The sequence below is a fragment of the Gemmiger sp. An194 genome, from assembly GCF_002160145.1.
GTDB lineage: Bacteria > Bacillota > Clostridia > Oscillospirales > Ruminococcaceae > Allofournierella.
The window spans coordinates 179,955-198,036 of sequence record NZ_NFKA01000004.1; the positions used below are offsets into that span (position 1 = coordinate 179,955).

The 18,082-nt window shown below is 56.2% G+C and carries 17 protein-coding genes, 1 pseudogene and 1 riboswitch; of the genes and pseudogenes, 9 read left to right on the top strand and 9 right to left on the bottom strand.

The annotated features are described in order from the left end of the window. Positions 1-3 precede the first annotated feature (3 nt). The 5 genes and pseudogenes from B5F28_RS04115 to B5F28_RS04135 form a co-directional block, all read right to left on the bottom strand. Positions 4-1,172: pseudogene (locus B5F28_RS04115) on the bottom strand (iron-containing alcohol dehydrogenase). 15 nt (positions 1,173-1,187) lie between these two features. Continuing rightward, positions 1,188-2,132 (bottom strand): alpha/beta hydrolase, encoded by a 945-nt coding sequence (locus B5F28_RS04120; RefSeq protein WP_087293647.1) that lies wholly within the window; start codon positions 2,130-2,132, stop codon positions 1,188-1,190. A 66-nt stretch (positions 2,133-2,198) separates the two neighbouring features. Next, positions 2,199-2,432 (bottom strand): hypothetical protein, encoded by a 234-nt coding sequence (locus tag B5F28_RS04125; protein WP_087293649.1) that lies wholly within the window; start codon positions 2,430-2,432, stop codon positions 2,199-2,201. Positions 2,433-2,789: 357 nt separating this feature from the next. Further along, a complete protein-coding gene (locus B5F28_RS04130) occupies positions 2,790-5,831 on the bottom strand; it encodes a glycoside hydrolase family 3 C-terminal domain-containing protein (RefSeq protein WP_247643397.1) in 3,042 nt (1,013 codons plus the stop codon). A 26-nt stretch (positions 5,832-5,857) separates the two neighbouring features. Next, positions 5,858-6,628 carry an SDR family NAD(P)-dependent oxidoreductase gene (locus tag B5F28_RS04135; RefSeq protein WP_087293651.1) on the bottom strand — a complete coding sequence of 257 codons (771 nt, stop codon included), beginning with the start codon at positions 6,626-6,628 and terminating at the stop codon, positions 5,858-5,860. A 143-nt stretch (positions 6,629-6,771) separates the two neighbouring features. On the opposite strand from B5F28_RS04135, the gene B5F28_RS04140 reads away from it, so the two are divergent. After that, complete coding sequence (locus B5F28_RS04140; protein WP_087293653.1) at positions 6,772-7,674, top strand: LysR family transcriptional regulator; 903 nt, start codon at positions 6,772-6,774, stop codon at positions 7,672-7,674. A gap of 71 nt (positions 7,675-7,745) precedes the next feature. On the opposite strand, the gene B5F28_RS04145 is transcribed toward B5F28_RS04140, so the two are convergent. From B5F28_RS04145 to B5F28_RS04160, 4 genes are all read right to left on the bottom strand, one after another. Beyond that, positions 7,746-8,837, bottom strand: coding sequence for an aldo/keto reductase (locus B5F28_RS04145; protein WP_087293655.1), 1,092 nt, complete (start codon positions 8,835-8,837; stop codon positions 7,746-7,748). 61 nt (positions 8,838-8,898) lie between these two features. Beyond that, on the bottom strand, positions 8,899-9,621 hold the full coding sequence (locus B5F28_RS04150; RefSeq protein ID WP_087293657.1) for a carboxymuconolactone decarboxylase family protein: 723 nt from the start codon (positions 9,619-9,621) through the stop codon (positions 8,899-8,901). Between the two features lie 3 nt (positions 9,622-9,624). Further along, on the bottom strand, positions 9,625-9,990 hold the full coding sequence (locus tag B5F28_RS04155; RefSeq protein ID WP_087293659.1) for a MerR family transcriptional regulator: 366 nt from the start codon (positions 9,988-9,990) through the stop codon (positions 9,625-9,627). 83 nt (positions 9,991-10,073) lie between these two features. Further along, the gene (locus tag B5F28_RS04160) at positions 10,074-10,961 is read right to left on the bottom strand and encodes a LysR family transcriptional regulator (RefSeq protein WP_087293662.1); all 888 of its coding nucleotides are present in this window, start codon (positions 10,959-10,961) and stop codon (positions 10,074-10,076) included. A 159-nt stretch (positions 10,962-11,120) separates the two neighbouring features. Here B5F28_RS04160 and B5F28_RS04165 point away from each other — a divergent pair, with 159 nt between their 5' ends. From B5F28_RS04165 to B5F28_RS14420, 8 genes are all read left to right on the top strand, one after another. Next, complete coding sequence (locus tag B5F28_RS04165; RefSeq protein ID WP_087293664.1) at positions 11,121-11,579, top strand: low molecular weight protein-tyrosine-phosphatase; 459 nt, start codon at positions 11,121-11,123, stop codon at positions 11,577-11,579. 61 nt (positions 11,580-11,640) lie between these two features. Further along, positions 11,641-11,740: riboswitch (TPP riboswitch) on the top strand. A gap of 117 nt (positions 11,741-11,857) precedes the next feature. After that, positions 11,858-12,490, top strand: a complete 633-nt coding sequence (locus B5F28_RS04170; RefSeq protein ID WP_058962906.1) for a YkoF family thiamine/hydroxymethylpyrimidine-binding protein — start codon at positions 11,858-11,860, stop codon at positions 12,488-12,490. A 44-nt stretch (positions 12,491-12,534) separates the two neighbouring features. Next, the gene (locus B5F28_RS04175; RefSeq protein ID WP_087293666.1) at positions 12,535-13,137 is read left to right on the top strand and encodes an ECF transporter S component; all 603 of its coding nucleotides are present in this window, start codon (positions 12,535-12,537) and stop codon (positions 13,135-13,137) included. Continuing rightward, complete coding sequence (locus tag B5F28_RS04180; RefSeq protein WP_087293668.1) at positions 13,130-14,587, top strand: ABC transporter ATP-binding protein; 1,458 nt, start codon at positions 13,130-13,132, stop codon at positions 14,585-14,587. Before B5F28_RS04175 ends, B5F28_RS04180 begins: the two co-directional genes overlap by 8 nt. After that, positions 14,575-15,291 carry an energy-coupling factor transporter transmembrane component T family protein gene (locus B5F28_RS04185; protein WP_087293670.1) on the top strand — a complete coding sequence of 239 codons (717 nt, stop codon included), beginning with the start codon at positions 14,575-14,577 and terminating at the stop codon, positions 15,289-15,291. The genes B5F28_RS04180 and B5F28_RS04185 overlap by 13 nt, the downstream gene beginning before the upstream one ends. A 16-nt stretch (positions 15,292-15,307) precedes the next feature. Next, the gene (locus B5F28_RS04190; RefSeq protein ID WP_087293672.1) at positions 15,308-16,531 is read left to right on the top strand and encodes a radical SAM protein; all 1,224 of its coding nucleotides are present in this window, start codon (positions 15,308-15,310) and stop codon (positions 16,529-16,531) included. 2 nt (positions 16,532-16,533) lie between these two features. Further along, positions 16,534-17,019: a hypothetical protein gene (locus tag B5F28_RS04195; protein ID WP_087293674.1), complete on the top strand. Its 486-nt coding sequence runs from the start codon at positions 16,534-16,536 to the stop codon at positions 17,017-17,019. A 426-nt stretch (positions 17,020-17,445) separates the two neighbouring features. Then, positions 17,446-17,757 carry a hypothetical protein gene (locus B5F28_RS14420; RefSeq protein WP_143424680.1) on the top strand — a complete coding sequence of 104 codons (312 nt, stop codon included), beginning with the start codon at positions 17,446-17,448 and terminating at the stop codon, positions 17,755-17,757. Positions 17,758-18,082 lie beyond the last annotated feature (325 nt).

Below are 18,082 nucleotides of genomic sequence, written 5' to 3' on the forward strand. Positions count from 1 at the left end.
CTTTTACTGCATGCTCTCCTTCACAATGCGAACAACGTCTTCACGGCTCAGCACCTTGTAGCCGCCTTGCAGAAGGAAGGTGCCCTGGGCGATTCCATCCAGCATCTCCTCTGTGACACCCAGCTCTCTTGCGTTCATCACCAGCCCGATTTCCCGCATCCATGCTTCCATGGCGGAAAGGCCTTCTGCGGCAATCTGCTCGTCGTTTTTGCCTTCCGGGTTCACATCCCATACATTCACCGCAAAGCGCTTGAACTTTTGCAGGCCATAGGGCATGATAAACCGATAATACGGAATGGACACTGAGGAGAGCGTCATTCCGTGCGTGGCATTGGTATAAGCCCCGATGGACTGGCCGATCATATGCACTTCCCAGTCGGTGGATTTTCCTTTGGCTACAAAGGTATTCAGTGCCCAGGTTGCGATCCACATGATATTGCTGCGTGCTTCGTAATCGGTGGGATTCTTGACCGCAATGCGGGAACTGTGGATCAGAGAGCGCAGCAGTCCTTCCATCACATAGTCGGAAGTGTTGTCGTCCTCGCCGGAGAAATACTGCTCCAGAATGTGGCTCATGATATCAAAGAAACCGGCCACCATCTGCTCTTTCGGGAGAGTGAAGGTGTACACAGGATTCAGAATGGAGAATCGAGGCATGACATTTTCGCCGAACACGTGGCCGATCTTCAGCTTCTGAGTCGGATTTGTGATGACCGACCCGCCGTTCATTTCCGATCCGGTGCCCACCATCGTTAGCACACAGCCCACCGAGATGATTTCGTTATCCACATCTTCCATGCGCAGATAGTATTTTTCCCAAGGATCTTCCTCGCAATGGGTGGACACCGAAACCGCTTTGGCGTAATCACAAACAGAACCGCCGCCAACCGCGAGGATCAGATCCACCTTGCCTTCCTGTGCTCTCCGCAGCCTTCATACAGCTTTTCTACGGTGGGGTTGGGCATTACGCCGCTGTCCTCTACAACCGTCTTGCCGCATTCCTTGAGGATCGCCATGACATCATCATAGATACCGTTTTTCTTGATGGAACCGCCGCCGTAAACCAGCAGCACATTCTGACCATACTTCGGCAGCTCCTGATAGAGCCCTTTCAGGGCGTCTTCGCCAAAATACAGCTTAGTCGGGTTGCAATATGTGAAATTCCCCAACATAATCTATTCCTCCTGTTATTTCAGAGTGCTTTTGAGAAACGCCTCAATCTTATCAAAGGGAATACGGTCTGTGCGGTCATACAAATCGATATGCTCTGCATCTTCCACCACATACAGCTCCTTGGGCTCCTGCGCCTTGGCGTATGCCTCTTCGCTGAAGAAGCGGGAGTGTGCCCGGTCACCCACCACAAACAGAATGGGGCGGGGGCTAATTTCATCCAGGTAGCTAAGCAGATCAAAGTTGATCAGGGGAATATTGCTGGTGGTGGTGAAGCCGCCCCGTGCACGCACATGATGCCCTCTTTTGACAGCATAGAACCGGAACCACTCGGCAGTAGGCTCCTCCAAGCCTTCGGGCACCTTTTCCATGGGGGTCTCCGGGAAGAACGGGATATATTCGGGCATATATCCATTTTCGGCATCCTTCCAGCGCTGCGCCGCCAGAGCCTGCTTAGCCGCCAGAATCTGTTCTTGCGACTGACCCAATCGGGCAGCTACGCTCATATCATACATGCTGGTGGTGATCACCGCACGGATACGGGTATCCACCTGAGTGGCTGCCAGCGCAAAACCGCCGCTGCCACAAATGCCCAGAACGGCAATTTTCCCCCGGTCCACAAAGGGCTGAAGGCCCAGGAAATCCACGCCTGCGCTAAAGTTTTCGGTGAACATCTCCGGGGACGACACATGCCGGGGCTCACCCCCGCTCTCGCCCATATAGCAGGGGTCAAAGGTCAGCACGACAAAGCCTCTTTGGGCCAGCTCGTTGGCGTAGACGCAAGGCCCCTGCTCTTTGACGCCGCCATAGGGCGCGCCTACGATCAACGCCATCTGAGGCTTCGTTTTGTCCATATCCTTTGCAGTGTACAAATCACCGGCCAGCATCAGGCCATATCGATTGGGATAGCGTACATGGGTTCGCTCCACATTCTCACTCAAAGCATGAATATACTCGCTCATTGTTTTTCTCCTTTCATGTGACAAATGCATCATATTGTTCAGCCTGCTGCATTGGAAGGATTTGATTCAATGCTTTTCTTCCTTCTCAATTTGATAAACCAGATAGTCCAGGCATTGAATCTGCTTTTCCTCCCGATGGACCCGCTCCAGCAGGCCTTCTCGCTTTTGCGCCAGCAGCCGAAGCTGTTCCTTCGTTTTTCCTGCTTTCCAGCAATCCAGAAACTCCTGGAGCAATGCGCCGTCAACCCCCGCGGCCTTTAAATTGATAATCAAATCCTGTTCCGTAATGGTATGGACCATACACCTTACGCTCCCTCTTGATTTCTGCGCCGGTAACGATGGCAATCGTTTCTTTGTGTACCGGGAAAAACCTGACGTTTGCCATTTCTTTCCCTTTTTCATTATAGTTGCGAGAAAAACTCATATCAAATACTTATCATTAATGCACCTGCATAGCAAAAAACTATTTAAGTTTTATGTCACAAAGCCCACATCCTTCCGCGCTATTAAGCGCCCCCTGCTCCACGGATGCCGCGACGGAAAGGAAAAAGAACTCTCTCGCAAAAACACCTGTGCCCCCGGCTGGAGCCTCCGCCGGGGACACAGGTGTTTTTTATTTCTTTCTTCCACAAATCAGAGAGGACCGTTTTTCAAGACTCAGACCTTGGTTTTGCTCTTTTTGCGCCAGCGCACAATCACAATGGCTTCCACCGCTGCCACTGCGGCAAGGATGCCTGCATCAATGGCAATGAAGGTCTTCACCATGGGGCTGAGGCCGGTACCGGAGGCACTGCGGGTATAGGCGCCGCTGTTCACAGTGGTGAAGAAGATATTCTTCGCCGCCTGACGCATCGCCTTTACCAGGGTGGCAGAATCCCGGTCGGTCAGCTGATTGGATTCGTGCTGCAAAAAGCCCAGCATCAGATCGCCGCCGCCCCGCACCACATCGTCGGTGAGCTGGTAGCCATAGGAGCCATCCCAGTCGGTGAGCACCATACCCTGGAAGCCCCACTCGTCCCGCAGCACATCGTTGAGCAGGTCGGGATTGGCGCCGCAGTATACATCGCCGATGAAGTTGAAGGAGGTCATCACTGCCATGGGATATCCGGCAGCAGCGCCGCCCATGTCCCGGTTTGCCTTCACGCATATCTCAAACGGCTTCATGTAGATCTCCCGGATGGCCTGTTCGTCGGAATAGGTCAGCAGGAAGGAGCAGCGGTTGGTCTCCTGATCGTTGAGGACAAAGTGCTTGATGTAGGCATAGATCCCGTTGCTGGTGCCGCCGTTTACCATGGCGGACGCCATATAGCCGCCCAGCACGCCGTCCTCGGAATAATACTCAAAGTTGCGGCCGCAGAAGGCGTTGCGGTGGGTGTTCATGCCCGGGCCGTACCAGCCCCAGATCTCACAATCGGCAAACTCCGCGCCCAGCGCCTCGCCAGTGCGGTAGGTCAGCTCGGTGTTCCAGGTCTGGCAGATCAGCACTGCCGTGGGGAACGAGGTTCCAAATACGCCGATATACCAGTCGTTCAGTCCAGTGCCGCCGTCGGAGTCCATGGTCTGCACCTTGCCCACCGACTTCATGGCCACCGTCTGGAAGCCGCCCAGATTTACCAGGTTGAACATTTCATCGAAAGTCAGCTGATCCAGAAGCTCCTCCCACTGCGGGTCATCGTAGGCTTTGCCGGTAAAATCCGCCAGGCTCAAGCCATTGTTGGCACCAGTAACGGGCATTTCGTCATTCGGATCGTCGTACCGTGTGGGATCATAATAGGCCACGGATTTTTTCGTAATGCGGGCCAGAGTATCCGCATCCATGGCATAGGTTTCTTGTGCGGGAGCTGCCGTCGCCTGGGCATAGTTGGCAAAGCCGTCTGCGCGGGAAAGGTAGGTCACGTTGCCTGCGGAATAGTCCTGAAACTGATTGGTAGGCACAGCGCTGTCAGACGGACGGCCGCTTACACTGTAATCCACATCGCTCTCCACCGTAAAGGTCACACTGTCCAGCACGATGTGGGAATCCGAGCGGATGGACAGTACATACTCCCCTGCCTTCAGCACATAGCCGCCATTGGCTGTTTTGATGCAGCCGGAATCATAAGAGGCGAAATCCTCCTTGTCGATGGTGAAGCTGACCGTCTCGGACGCGCCCGGCTCCAGCTGGGCGGTCTTTGCGAACTGCACCAGATTGACCGAAGCCTTTTCAATGCCGCCGTTGGTGTAAGGCGGTGTGAAATAAACCTCCACCACGTCCTTACCGGCCACATCGCCAGTGTTGGTTACGTTGACTGTGAGAGACACGGTATCCCCATTGTCGGAAAACTCCGTGATCTCCTGAGCAAAGCTGGTATAGCTCAGACCGTAGCCGAAGGGATACTGAACCGCGGCATCGTAATCAATCAGACCTTCCTCTGCGGCCGTTTCGTAGAATTTATAGCCCACATAAATACCTTCCACATAATTGACGAAGGCAATCACGCCCTGATAGGCGGGGTCCGCCTGGGTGAGGGCGGCGCGTAGATCGTCCACATTGTTATAGGTGAAGCTGCCGAAGTTATTGTACCAGGGTGTCTGCTTCACGTCGTACACATAGGTATCCACCGTGCGGCCGGAGGGATTCACTGAGCCGTTCAAAATCTCGCCCAGCGCAGACATGCCGCTCTCGCCGGTGCCGGGAGCCAGAATGACGGCACCAATCTGGGGGTACTGCTCCACCCAGCCCAGCTCCATGGTGTTGTTGGCATTGATCACCACCACAACCTTGTCAAAGGCGGAGCAGACCGTTTCGATCATGGCCTCTTCGGTGTTGCTCAGCTCCAGGTAGCTCTCGCCCGGGTCGAAGTCATCGTATTCCGTGCTGTTGTTGGTGTAGTTACAGTTGGTGTAATTGTAGTTCTCGTTGCCGTTCGCCACGGCATCCCGCAGGTCGTAGGTACCGTGGATGATGGCATTCATATCAGTGGGGAGGTCCTGCCCTTCGCCTCCGGAACGGGAGATGACAATCATCGCCGTATCGGAAAATTCCTGCGCGTTGGCCATCAGTTCATCGGTATAATATTCTACCGGCGGCTCCGGCAGCGACCAGTCGGTATAGGTAACGCTTACCACATTACCGCCCAGGTTGCGGGTGGGGCTGTATTCAGTGTACATGTCGATGATTTCCTGATTGTAGGAAATGCCGGCGTCGGTCAGCGATTGCAGAATTCCCACAGAGGAACTGTTATCCGAAGAGCCGGAACCGGTACCGCCGAAGATTGGATTGGTGGACGCCCAGCCGAACACATTCAGATTGGTAGTATCAGCCAGCGGCAAAACGCCGTTGTTCTCCAGAAGGACCATGCCTTCCTCACCGACTTCACTGATCACCGCTTTGCTGTTTGCAATCGACCCCTCGCTCACCTGGGCTCGGGTGTTCATGATGGGCGAAAGATTGTTGTAAAGCGGCCCAAAGCACATGATGTTGGCGATGATCGCCACGGCCAGAACCCAGGCGAGTGCTGCGCTCCAGCGTACCACATGACGCGTTCCCTTTTTTACCAGGAAATGGGCGGCCACCATGATTGCAACAGCCGCTGCCAACAGACCAATAATGGTGTAAATATAGCCGCTGAGCATGTTCACATAGGTCTGCACGTCGGTTGTGCTGACGCCCATTGATGTGAAGATCGGAGTCAGCAGATCAATCAGCAGTTGAATCACTCAAATCGCCTCCTCTTTTTCGTTGCTCACAGGAATGCACCGTTGCACACCTGAATGACCTGGCCCTTGACATGACGGCCCATCTTGCTGGCCAGGAACAGGCAGGCGTAGGCCTGATCCATGGGGTCGCACTCCGGGCCGGGGAAATACACGAAATGCCCGCTGTGCTCCAGCATCTTTGCCCCGCCGGGCTGTTCCCCGGCCTTGTTGGCAATGTGAGCCGGGGTCACCGTGGCACCGGGGGCTACCGCATTGCACCGGATGTTGGTATCAATGAGCCGCATGGCCACATTCTTGGTCAGGGTGTTCAGCGCGCCCTTGGTGGAAGTATAGGTGGCTCCGCAGAAGGGGCGCTCGCCGTTCACCGAGGAAATGTTGATAATGACGCCGTCATTTTTCGGCATAAAGATTTTCAAAGCTTCCCGGATATACCGCATGGGGCCGCCCAGGTTCGTATTCATCACATACAGCATCCAGTCATCATCGGTCTCGTCAATCATCTTCTGTTCACCGATTCCCGCGTTGTTGATAAGGATATCCACATCCCCAAACTCGCGCAGGGCGGTCTCAAACACCCGCTGTGTATCCTCGGTAGAGCAGACATCCGCCACTACACCCACTGCGCGGCCGCCTTTGGCGCGAATGCCCTGCACCACCTCATCCAGCTTTTCCTGCCCTCTGGCCGTAAGCACTACGGCAGCGCCTTCCTCGGCAAACAACTCTGCCATGGTCTGACCCATACCATAACTGGCGCCGGTAATGATGGCTACCTTTCCTTTCAACATTTCCTTTTCCAATACAACAACCTCCTTTGTTGGTCCTGATCTCTGGCTTCATTATAAAGCGGCAGAAATGCTATATCAAATACTTATATTTGATGCATTTTCATAATTGAAAATTATAGAATTTTCAATTATACTGGAACCAGGAGGTGGTGAACATGGAGCTTCGCGTGCTGCAATACTTTTTGGCGGTAGCCCGGGAACAGAATATTTCCTCGGCTGCAGAATCGCTGCATCTTTCTCAGCCTACCCTTTCCACCCAATTAAAGGCGCTGGAAAACGAGCTGGGCAAGCAGCTGCTGATTCGTGGAACCAAGGGTTCCCGCAAGGTGCTGCTGACCGAGGAGGGCATGCTGCTGCGCAAACGGGCGGAGGAGATTCTGGAGCTGGTACGGATGACGGAAAGCGAGATTTCCCTGTCCAACGAAGTGGTTGCCGGAGACGTGTACATCGGTACCGGTGAATCGGACCTGATTCGTATCTTCGCAAGAGCCGCCAAACACATTCAGGAAAAACATCCGGACATCCACTACCATATTCTCAGCGGAAACGCAGCCTTTGTGCAGGAACATCTGGACCGGGGACTGATCGATTTCGGCGTGGTTTACAGCCCGGTGGATACCAGCATCTACAATACCATCAAGATCCCCGTTCACGATACCTGGGGCGTTTTGATGCGCCGGGATTCCCCACTGGCACAAAAGGATGCTGTGCAGCCTCAGGACCTGCTGGATAAGCCGCTGATTCTTTCCGCCCAGAAAGCCGATGCCTGGCCCATGTCCAACTGGTTCGGGCAGGACATTTCAAAGCTGAATGTGGTGGCCACCTACAATCTGGTGTTCAATGCCTCGCTGCTGGTAGAGGAAGGACTTGGGTATGCGGTCTGCTTTGATAAGCTGATCAATGTGAGTGGAGACAGCAACCTTTGTTTCCGCCCTCTCTCCCCCACGATCGAAGCCAAGGCCTCCATTATCTGGAAGCGTTATCAGGTTCTGTCCAAGGCTGCCGAATGCTTTTTAAACGAACTGCAGCAGGAAATGGAACTGCTTACTGACCTGTAACAAACAAAAATGCCTGTGCCCGGAAGAAAACCGCCGGGCACAGGCATTTTTATTGATCGTTCCGGAAATGCTCAGCCGAAATAGGAGGCAATCTCCTGCATGCGGGCCATCTGATCCACCCGAAAGGGACAGCGGCTGTTGCAATGACCGCACTGCACGCAGTCCTCTGCACCCTGCTCCAGACCGCGGTAATGCTCAGCAGCCATGGAATCTCCGTTTCGAGCCAGATCATAATACTTGTTCACCAAACCCACATCGATCCCCATCGGACAGGGTTTGCAGTGGTTGCAGTAAACGCATTTGCCCACCGCATCCGCCGGGCTGAAGGAGCCGATCATGGAGTAGTCCCGCTCCTGCTGGGAAGCATTGAAAAAGCCCAGCAGATGCTCGGCCTGCGCCACGCTGCTCATGCCCGGCAGCACCGTGAGCACCCCGGGCCGGTCCAGAGCATACTGTATACACTGATACTGGGTCAGCGCCCGGCCGAAGGGCGAGAGCGAAGCGTCCAGCAACTGGCCGCCGGAGAAGGGCTTCATCCCCGCAATGCCGATGCCTTCCGCCTCACAGCGCCGGTAGATGGCCGCACGCTCCTCCACCGATCCCTTGGCGTATTCACCCTTCTGGTAATCGTAGCCCGGATTTACCGAGAACATGAGCATGTCCACCGGCGCTTCGTCCAGCACTCGCTGGATGGTGGCCGGCGTGTGGGAGGAAAGTCCGATATGGCGGACCACGCCCTGCTGTTTCAATTGCAGCAGGTAGGCATAGGCCCCATTGTCCTGATACTCCTGCCAGTCGGACAGTTCGTCGATGCAGTGGATAAAACCGTAGTCAATGTAATCCGTGCGCAGCCGGGTCAGCTTCCAGTCGATGCTGCGCTTGATGGCTTCCGCATCGGTGGTCCATCCGTAGGTGCCGGTATGATAATCCGCGCCGAAGTGCACCTGATACATCACGTTTTTGCGCACGTCCCCAAGGGCCGTGCCGAAGTACGGGAAGGTTCTGCCCTCCGCTGTTGCCAGGTCGAAGTAATTCACGCCGCCCTCATAGGCCCGGCGGATTGTGGCGACTGCGTCCGCCTCCTTTGCCTGGGCAATATAGGAGGTACCGAACCCCAGCATGCTGATTTTATCGCCCGTTCGTTTGTTGGTTCTGTATTCCATTCGCTGCCTTCTCCTTGCTGCAGGCGGCCGCGGCCGCCCCGCTTGACTCCCGCCTGAAGATTCAGGCGAGACTGTTGTACTGGTCGTCGTTCACCGGCTCCAGCCATTCATTGGAGGCTCCCGTTGCGGGGATCTCGATGGCAATGTGGGTGAACCATTCATCCGCCGCGGCGCCGTGCCAGTGCTTGACCTCCGGCGCGATGTAGACCACATCGCCCGGATGCAGCTTGCGGGCAGGCTGTTCCCATTCCTGATACCAGCCCTCGCCATCGGTGCAGAGCAGGATCTGACCGCCCTTATGATGGATGTGCCAGTTGTTGCGGCAGCGGGGCTCGAAGGTCACGTTGCACACATTTACCCCCTCGGCGTTCAGCGGATTCAGATAGCTGTTTCCGATGAAATACTGCGCATAGGCGGTGTTGGGCTGACCAAGGCCGAACAGAGAATCCGAGGGAGCGGCTTTCTCCTCGGCATAGATTTCCCGCACCATGGGGAAAACCGCCCAGGCATTGGGCCAGCCCACATAAAAAGCAATGTGGGTGATGATCTCCACCATCTCGGTTTTGGTCACGCCATGATTTTTTGCATTTTGAATATGATATTTCAGGGAATTGTCGGTGATGCCCTTGGACACCAATGCCACCACGGTGATCATGGAGCGATCCCGCAGCGACAGCTTGTCCTCCCGGGACCACACCTCACCGAACAGCACATCGTCGTTGAGCTGGGCAAATTTGGGCGCAAGGTCACCCAGTCCGTTTCTTCCTGCCGTTTGTTTAATCATTGATCACTTACCTCCTGTTCCGGTTTGTGTTTTGCGAATTTCGTGGCGCAGATAATCCAGGCGCCGGAGCTGCTGCTCCTTGAAATGGATTTCGTCCAGGGCGGCGGCCCGCTTCTTTTCCAGCATGCGAAGACGCTCAGCCCCGGTGGCCTCGCCCTCCAACAGCAGCCGCATGTAGGTCTCCACTTCCTCTGTGTTAAAGCCGATGTCGTGCAGAGTCATGATGACGCTCAGGCGTTCCAGGTCGGAATCGTCGTACTGCCAGGCACCCATCACTTTTTTGACCGCTCCGCACAACCCCCAGCTTTCGTATTCCCGCAGGATATTCATGGGGATCTGATATCGCTCGCTTGCCTCCTGAATGGTCATATGCCGCCCTCCAAAAACAAAAAATGCAGATGCCCTGGCCGGACATCTACATTGTAAATCGCTATCCCAAAGCTGTCTAATACTTATTTTGTAGTTTCAGAAATACCCGAAAGGCATTTCTTGATATGTTCCAGCAACGCAGCCACCGCAGGCGGGAAGGTCTCGGTCTTTTTCCAGGCCAGCACTGTGCTGGATTCCAGCGCGGGCGACAGGGGCAAAAAACGCAGCCCCTCATAGCTGCAGCGGAGCCGGATGGTGAGAAACGCCCCCATCCCCTCCCGAGCCAGAAGGGTCATATTGTAGGGCAGGTTGCCGGTGGCCGCCACCCGCATCTGCTGGGCATAGTGGCCCATCCAATGCTCCAGCTCTTTCTGAATCACTTCACGGCGGGTGAGGATCAGAGGAACTTGAGAAAGATCCTGCGCGGTGACGCATTCCTTCTGCGCCAGAGGCGAATCCTCCCGCACATGCACACCCCACTGCTCCTTCACCGGCAGACGGATGAAATCGTATTTGCTGATGTCCACCGGCTCCAGCAGCAGGGCAAGATCCAGCATGCCGCCTTCAATTCGCTCCTTGGTGTTGTCGGCATTGCCGCTGTAGAGCTGGTAGGTCACCTGGGGATGAAGTGCCTGAAAAGAGGCCAGCCACCCGGCCAGAAGATGCATGCCCTCCAGATCGCCGCTGCCGATGGAGATCACGCCCCGCAGCTCCGGCTCTTTGCGGAATTCCTGCACGGTTTTGTCCGCCAGGTCCACCAGCTCCTGCGCCCGGCGGCGCAGCAGCATGCCGTCGTCGGTGAGGATAATTCGGTGGCGGCTGCGCTCAAACAGTTTGACACCCAGCTCCTCCTCCAGCTGCATCAGCTGGCGGGAAAGGGTGGGCTGCGTCAAATGAAGCAGTGCCGCTGCCTTTGTAATGTTTTCTTCCCGGGCCACGGCTAGAAAGTATTTGAGCACTCGAAGATCCATGATTTTTGCCCTCCTCTTTCCAACATCCTATCACGGAACCGCCGGGCAGACAAGGGCAGCTTCCTTTGCCGCAGGGTTTTACATTTTGTGCAAAGCAGGTTACAATAGGTCCATAAAACAGTGAAAACGCAAAATTTCCCCGGAAAGGATTATTGTGCTATGACCAGAATACTTTTTGTGTGCTTAGGCAACATCTGCCGCAGCCCCATGGCCGAATACGTAATGCGGGACCTGGTGCGTCGGGCCGGGCTGGAGGAGCAGATTCAGGTGGCCTCCGTCGCCACCAGCCGGGAGGAGCTGGGCAACCCGGTTTACCCTCCCGCCCGCCGCAAGCTGGCGGAGCACGGCATTACCTGCCAGGGCCATGCCGCCCGCCAGATGACTGCCGCGGACTACGACCAATTCGACCTGCTGATCGGCATGGATCAGAACAACCTGCGGAACATGAACCACATCTGCGGCGGTGACCCCAATCACAAGCTTCATCTGCTGATGGACTACACCGATCGCCCGGGCGAGGTGGCGGACCCCTGGTACACCGGCGATTTTGAGCGCACCTGGCAGGATGTGCTGGCCGGCTGCCAGGGCTTGCTGGAACAGCTGGAGAGCAGGGACTGAATTGCCCCGCTTGACAGCACTTTCCTCCGGTGTTATAGTAAATAGCGAAATTTGAATAGTTTTGGAATTCTGGGGGGACTCTTCGGAGTTGAGAAGGTAAAACCTGACCCCACGAACCTGATCTGGTTCATACCAGCGTAGGGAAGCAATTCTGAAGCCCCGGTTCTGCCCGCCTGTTTCAGTGCGAGCACCGAGACCTTGCAGTAAAAGGGATGCTTTTCCAGGTGAAAGGCATCCCTTTTTCTTTTATATTTCTTGCAAAGGAAGGAATCATTGCTATGGAAAACAACACCTGCTGCGGCTGCAGCCGGCCGGACCTGCCCTGGGCGGGCCGCGGCACCAATCTGGATATCTCCGGCTGCCGTTTCTCGCTCTACCCCATGGACTCGAACTTTGTGCCCATCATTTTGGGTGCACTGGAAAAGACCGACACCTCGGCGGTGTGGAGCCAGTCGGACGCACTTTCCACCGTTTACCGCGGACGCCTGCCCTACGTGGTGGACGCGGTGGAGGGCCTGTTCGTAAACGCATGGCAGCCCACCGTTCATATGGCACTGGAGGGCCAGTTCTCCAAGGGCTGCCCCGGTGACACCGACGGCGACAGCCTGCTCACCCGGGAAGGCCCCGGCCCCAATGCCCAGACCATCGCCGGCGCCCACTTCCCGGTGCTGTGCAAACTGGCGCTTTATCCCATGGGCGTGAGCGACTACATCGACCGCATTGCCGAGGTCTGGCACATGGCAGAGGATGCCGGTCTGAATCCCACCAGCGTTCATTATGCCACCCGCATCAACGGCGATGTACAGGCAGTGTTTGACTATCTGCATGCGGTCTGCCGCCACATGGAGCAAACGGTTCCCCATTACATTCTGCATTTCACCCTCTCGGTGAACAGCCCCACGGCGGAATGATTCCTCACTATTCAAAAACAGCAATTAAGGAGTTGGAACAACCAATGAAACAGAAAGAATCAAGCTATTCCTGGAAACTGCAGGACATTATTTTTGTGGCCATGCTGTGCGTAGTGTTCGGCGTGGTATATCTGGCAGGCGTTTACCTGATCTCGCCTCTGACCGCCATCTTTGCCCCTCTGGGCGTTTCGCTGCTGGGCACCGAGATGATTTTCGGTATCTGGTTTATGGCTGCCACCCTGGCCGCCTACATTCTGCAGAAGCCCGGCGCAGCCATCATTGCCGAGGTTCTGGCCTCCCTGATCGAGGTGCTGCTGGGCAATATGTACGGTCCCATGGTAATCGTGGCGGGTATCGTACAGGGCGCGGGCGCTGAGCTGGTGTTCGCTGCCTGGCGCTACAAGCGGTTCGACCGCACCACCATGTACCTGGCCTCTGTGGGCTGCACCATCACCGGCTTTTTGTGGAGTTTCGTGCGCTCCAACTACCTGGCCATTGCGCCCCGGCTGCTGGTGGTATATTTTGTGGTACGCCTGATCAGCTCCTTTATCTTCTCCGGCGTGCTGTGCAAGCTGATGGGCGACAGTCTGGCCCGCACCGGTCTGCTGAAGAGCTATGCCCTGGGCCGGGCCATGCGGGATGAGTAAGCCGGTGCTCAGCTGCCGGGACCTGACCTTCCGCTACCAGAAGGAGGATGTGTTCCGGCAGCTCTCCTTTGCCATTCAGCCCGGGGAGGCTGTGCTTCTGATGGGGCCTTCCGGCTGCGGCAAAAGCAGTCTGGCCTACTGCCTGGCCGGGCTTTACCCTGCCTACGCGGGAACTCTGAGCGGCGAAATTCTTCTTGAGGGTAAGCCTCTGGAGGATTACCCTCTGGCCCAGCGAGCCCGGGGTGTGTCCATCCTGTTCCAGAACCCGGACGATCAGTTCTGCATGGACCGGGTGGATCACGAAATCCTGTTTGCGCTGGAAAACATCAACTATCCGGGCGATCTGCGTGCCCGCACCCGGGAGCTGCTGGCACTGGTGGGTCTGGAGGATGTGGAGCATCATCTGATCCACACCCTGTCCGGCGGAATGAAACAGAAGTTGGCGCTGGCCACTGCCCTTGCCACCGAGGCAAAGCTGCTCATTCTGGACGAGCCCTTCGCCAATCTGGACCCCGGCTCCTGCGCCGATCTCTCGGTGAAGCTGGCCCAGTTGAACCGGCAAGGGCTTTCCCTCTTTGTTGTGGACCACCGGCCGGATTACTGGCTGCCGTTTTTAAGCCGCATTCTGCTGATGGACAAAAGCGGCAACCTTTTGCTGGAAAGTGTTTTGCCTGAGGAGCTGCAGGCCCACCGGGAGCTGTTCCGGGAACGTGGCCTGTTTGTGGACGACAGCTGGCTGGAGGGTCAGTCTCCCGCGCCCCTGCCCCAGCCGGAGGAATCTATGGTGCAGGCAAAAGACCTGCGGCTGCTGCAGGGCAAAACCACAGTGGCCGAGCATCTGAGTTTTGACTTTCCCCGAGGCGGCATCACCGCGCTGGTAGGGCGCAATGGCAGCGGCAAAACCACCCTGCTCACCTGCCTTGCCGGGGCCGGACGCTGCAAGGGCAGCCTGAAAGTAAACGGCGCTGCGGGGCTGGTGTTCCAGAATCCCCGGTTCCAGTTTTTGAGCCTGACCGTGGAGGATGAGGTTTTGACCACCCTGCGGGCACTGGAGCCCAAAGCAGAGGAGCAAGCCCTGCGCCAGAAGGCCCGGGCACTGCTGGAGGAATTTGACCTGCTGGCCTGGCGCAAGCACTCCCCCTATGAACTGAGTCAGGGGCAGCAGCGGCGACTGGCTCTGCTGGCCATGCTGGCGGGCAACCGGCCGCTGCTTTTACTGGACGAGCCCACCTACGCACAGGACGAGCGAGCCACCCAATTCATCATGGAGTTGCTGCGCCGCCGCATTGACCAAGGTCTGACCGCTGTAATTGCCACCCATGATCTGGCGCTGGCTCGCTGCTTTGCCAACCGGATCTACCTGCTGGAGGGCGGCTGCATGCAGCTGCTCAGCCCGGAACAGCTGGACCAATATGCCGAGGAAAGGAGCTATGCCCCATGCGCGCTTTGAACTCTGCCTACAAGCTGCTCACCCTGATCATCGCTTCGCTGATGCTCTCGGTCACCTACAACACCCGGCTGGATCTGGTGGTGGCGGGCTGCTGCTTTCTGGTGACTTTGTGCACCCCGCGGGTGGACCGGAAATTTCTGTTCATCTCGCTCACACCGTTCCTCATCGCTGCCTTCGGCATGTTCATGACCGGCCTGCTGTTCCCCAGTCAGGCGGCTGCACAGGGGGTGGAGACCGCTGTATTCGGCCAGCGGGTCATTTACGCCAGCTCGCTGAAAAGTGCCTGCCAGCTGGCCGCCCGGGTGCTGGCCTTCGGCGGACTGGGCATGCTGTTCGCGTTTACCACCGAACCAATGGAGCTGATCATGAGCCTGATGCAGCAGTTCCATCTGCCCCCGAAATTTGCCTATGGCATTCTGGCTGCCTATCATTTCTTCCCGGTGGTGCGCAGCGAGTTCGGCACCGTGGGCGTGGCACTGCGGGTTCGCGGTGTAAAGGCAACACCCTTTTCACCAAAACGAATCCTCCCCATGCTGGTTCACGCACTGGAACGTTCCCAAAGTCTTGCCATGGCTATGGAGTCCCGAGGGTTCCAGAATGATGCGCCCCGGGCTGTGGCCTTCCGGGTACGTTTCGGCTGGGCGGATATCGCCTTTCTGATCGGTTTGCCCGCTGCACTTCTGGTCGGGCTCTGGCTTTTATAACCACAGGAGCAATGCAATGAATCATACAAAACAAGAGGAGCTGGCCCAACTGCAGGCCCGCTACCCAAACTTTTCCCCTTTTGTGCTGCTGAAGCTGAGCATGATCCGTTACGGGGCAGTGCTCACCCCCGCCGCGCTGGAGAAAATTCAAGGCTCCATTTACGCCTTTTCCAGCGACAATGCCTTTGATATCCGTTTTTCCGGCCGCAAGGCCTGCACTGCCGTGCCCGGACCGATTCTGCTGCGGGACGGCACCTTCGTTTACATCAACTACGGCGACCCTTATGAGGACCCCTATCAGATTGACTGGGAGGGCGGGCTGTTTTTGCTGAAGGAAGGCGATGCACTGATCGATGTAATCGACTTTGTGCCCCGGCCGGAATTTTACGGCAAAACCACCAGCCTTGGCACTCCCATGGCGGCGGTGGCGGATGTGCGCGGTCAGAAGCTGATTCTGAACGCCTTCCAGCGCTGCCGCTTCTGGGAGGGTGGCCATCAGTGCGGCTTCTGCGCCTTTTTCACCGGCGGACAGAGCTGGGGTGAGGTGAACTGCCAGGATGTACGGGAAACCATTCAGGAGGCCATCAAGGAGCCGGGCCGTTTTTCCGAGATCAGTCTGTCCGGTGGGTCGGATTTTTCCGGTGAGCCCCCCTTCTCCTGCGAGGCGGACCGGTACATCCGGGTTCTGCAGGCTATCGGGGAAAACTTCACCGGCCGCTTCCCCTGCCAGCTGATGGCACCTGCCTACCCCAAGCAGCAGCTGGAACGCATCTGGCGCGAGACTGGCATCACCTCCTACTCCCCCAACATCGAGGTCTGGGGCAAGGCCCTGTTTCAGGAGCTCTGCCCCGGCAAGGAGCAATGGGTAGGCTATGAGGAATGGATTCGCCGCACGTTGGATGCGGTAGAGGTATTCGGGCGCGGCAAGGTCTGCACCCAGGTTGTTGCCGGTGTGGAGTTGGCCGCAAAGAAGGGCTTTTCCGATGTGGAGGCCGCGCTGGAATCCAATTTTGAGGCCTGTGAGTTTTTCGCCAGCCACGGAGTGAACTTTTTGTGCACCATCTGGCGTCCGCACCGGGCCACCCGGCTGGGCTACCGGCCCATGCCGCCGCTGGAATACTACGTGCGGCTGGCCGAAGGACTACACAATATCCGTAAAGCACATAGACTTTACAACACGAATGACGACTATAAGCACTGCGGGAATCACCCGGACAGTGAACTGGAAAGGGGTGATTGAGGATGGAACTACCGATTTTCACCCCACTTTCGTCTGAAACAGCTGCCCTCCTGCCTGTATGGGACAATGCGGTGGCACAGGCGCAGGATCTGGAGGGTTCGCTGTCATTTTCCTGTCCTGTGGTGGCCAGCCAGAATGGTGCCACGCTCTTACTGGGCCTCGCCCAAGAACGGACCGCCGCCGGACGCGCACTGGTACGGGCGCTCTGGTTCGATCAGCCGGTTAGCCTGTGGCTTCCCGGCGAGGCAGACTGGATTCAGCTGACTGCCCGGGCCTGGAAGTGCCATATCACCGGCCCGGTGTTCCGGGAACTTCTGGAGCAGGCACGTCTTCGGGACCCCGCCGCTGACCTTGCCGTCGTATGGGAGCTGCTGCCCACGGCGCAAAGCTCCTCTTCCCAGCCACCTCAGCCGGTGGATTGCCCCCTTCTGCGGGAGGCAGAAATTCATCTGGAACTGCTGCGGCCTTCGGGAGCTGATGAACAGTAATGCAAAAAGACAGGCGCTCGGCCCGGTGCATCTGCCCGGACTGGGTGCCTGTCCTTTTTTAACGTTTAACAAAAACTCTTTTGTTCCGGTTTTTTCGTGCTGACAAAACCGGCTATTTTTTATCTCTTTTCCGGCTGCGGAAAAAACTCGAATTCCTGCGCCGCTCATGCCGCTTTTCCGTGATGCTGCGACATTTTCCGGCTCCTTTTTTACCGCTTTAATGGTGATGTCGCAAAGCGCCATTTCCTGCTCTCCCTCTGAAGCAACCGTGACCGTGGCGCTTCCCTCTTTTAGGGGCTTCACGCTGGCTTTTGTTCCGTCCACTGGATCTTGGGTGATCTGTATAACACCGCCGGGAGTGCTGCCCCATGTTATTTTCTTTGCAGCGAGTGAGCCCAGCGAAGCTTGAATCTCGGCAGTACCATTTTGTTTGAGACGCAGACTGTTTTCAACTGGGCCTATTCAAACGGCTATCGGGATGACTTGACTCTTGACAGGATTGACAATGACGGGAACTACTGCCCGGAGAATTGCCGGTGGGCCACATGGGAGCAGCAGGCAAACAACAAACGAAAATCAAAATGCACGCTTGAAAACCCAGTTGGAGTAACATTCCATAAGAAGCATAAAAAATATGAGGCAAAGATAATGATAGGCGGAGTCAGAAAATCTCTCGGATATTTTGACAATCTGGAAGATGCCGTAAGAGCAAGACAGCAGGCAGAAATTGCGCGTTGATTTTAAGTCTTTTTACTACGACTTTTTACGACATAACAAACCGTTATTAACCTGCAATAGACCGAACTAGCTTTACGCGCCACTTGGAGCGGGAGGCCAGAAAACACAAAGAAAAAGCCCGGCGGATTTGCTACCGCCGGGCTTAAAAAATCAATTCATTTCTGGAAAATGGCTCAACAAAGCGATTTTCCAGTGATATTTCGAACCATAACAGAAGAAAAACCCCCGATCATAAATGACCGGGGGCCTGGTGCGGATGAAGGGACTTGAACCCCCACGGTATCGCTACCACTAGAACCTGAAAGGCATCAAGGCAACATTCATC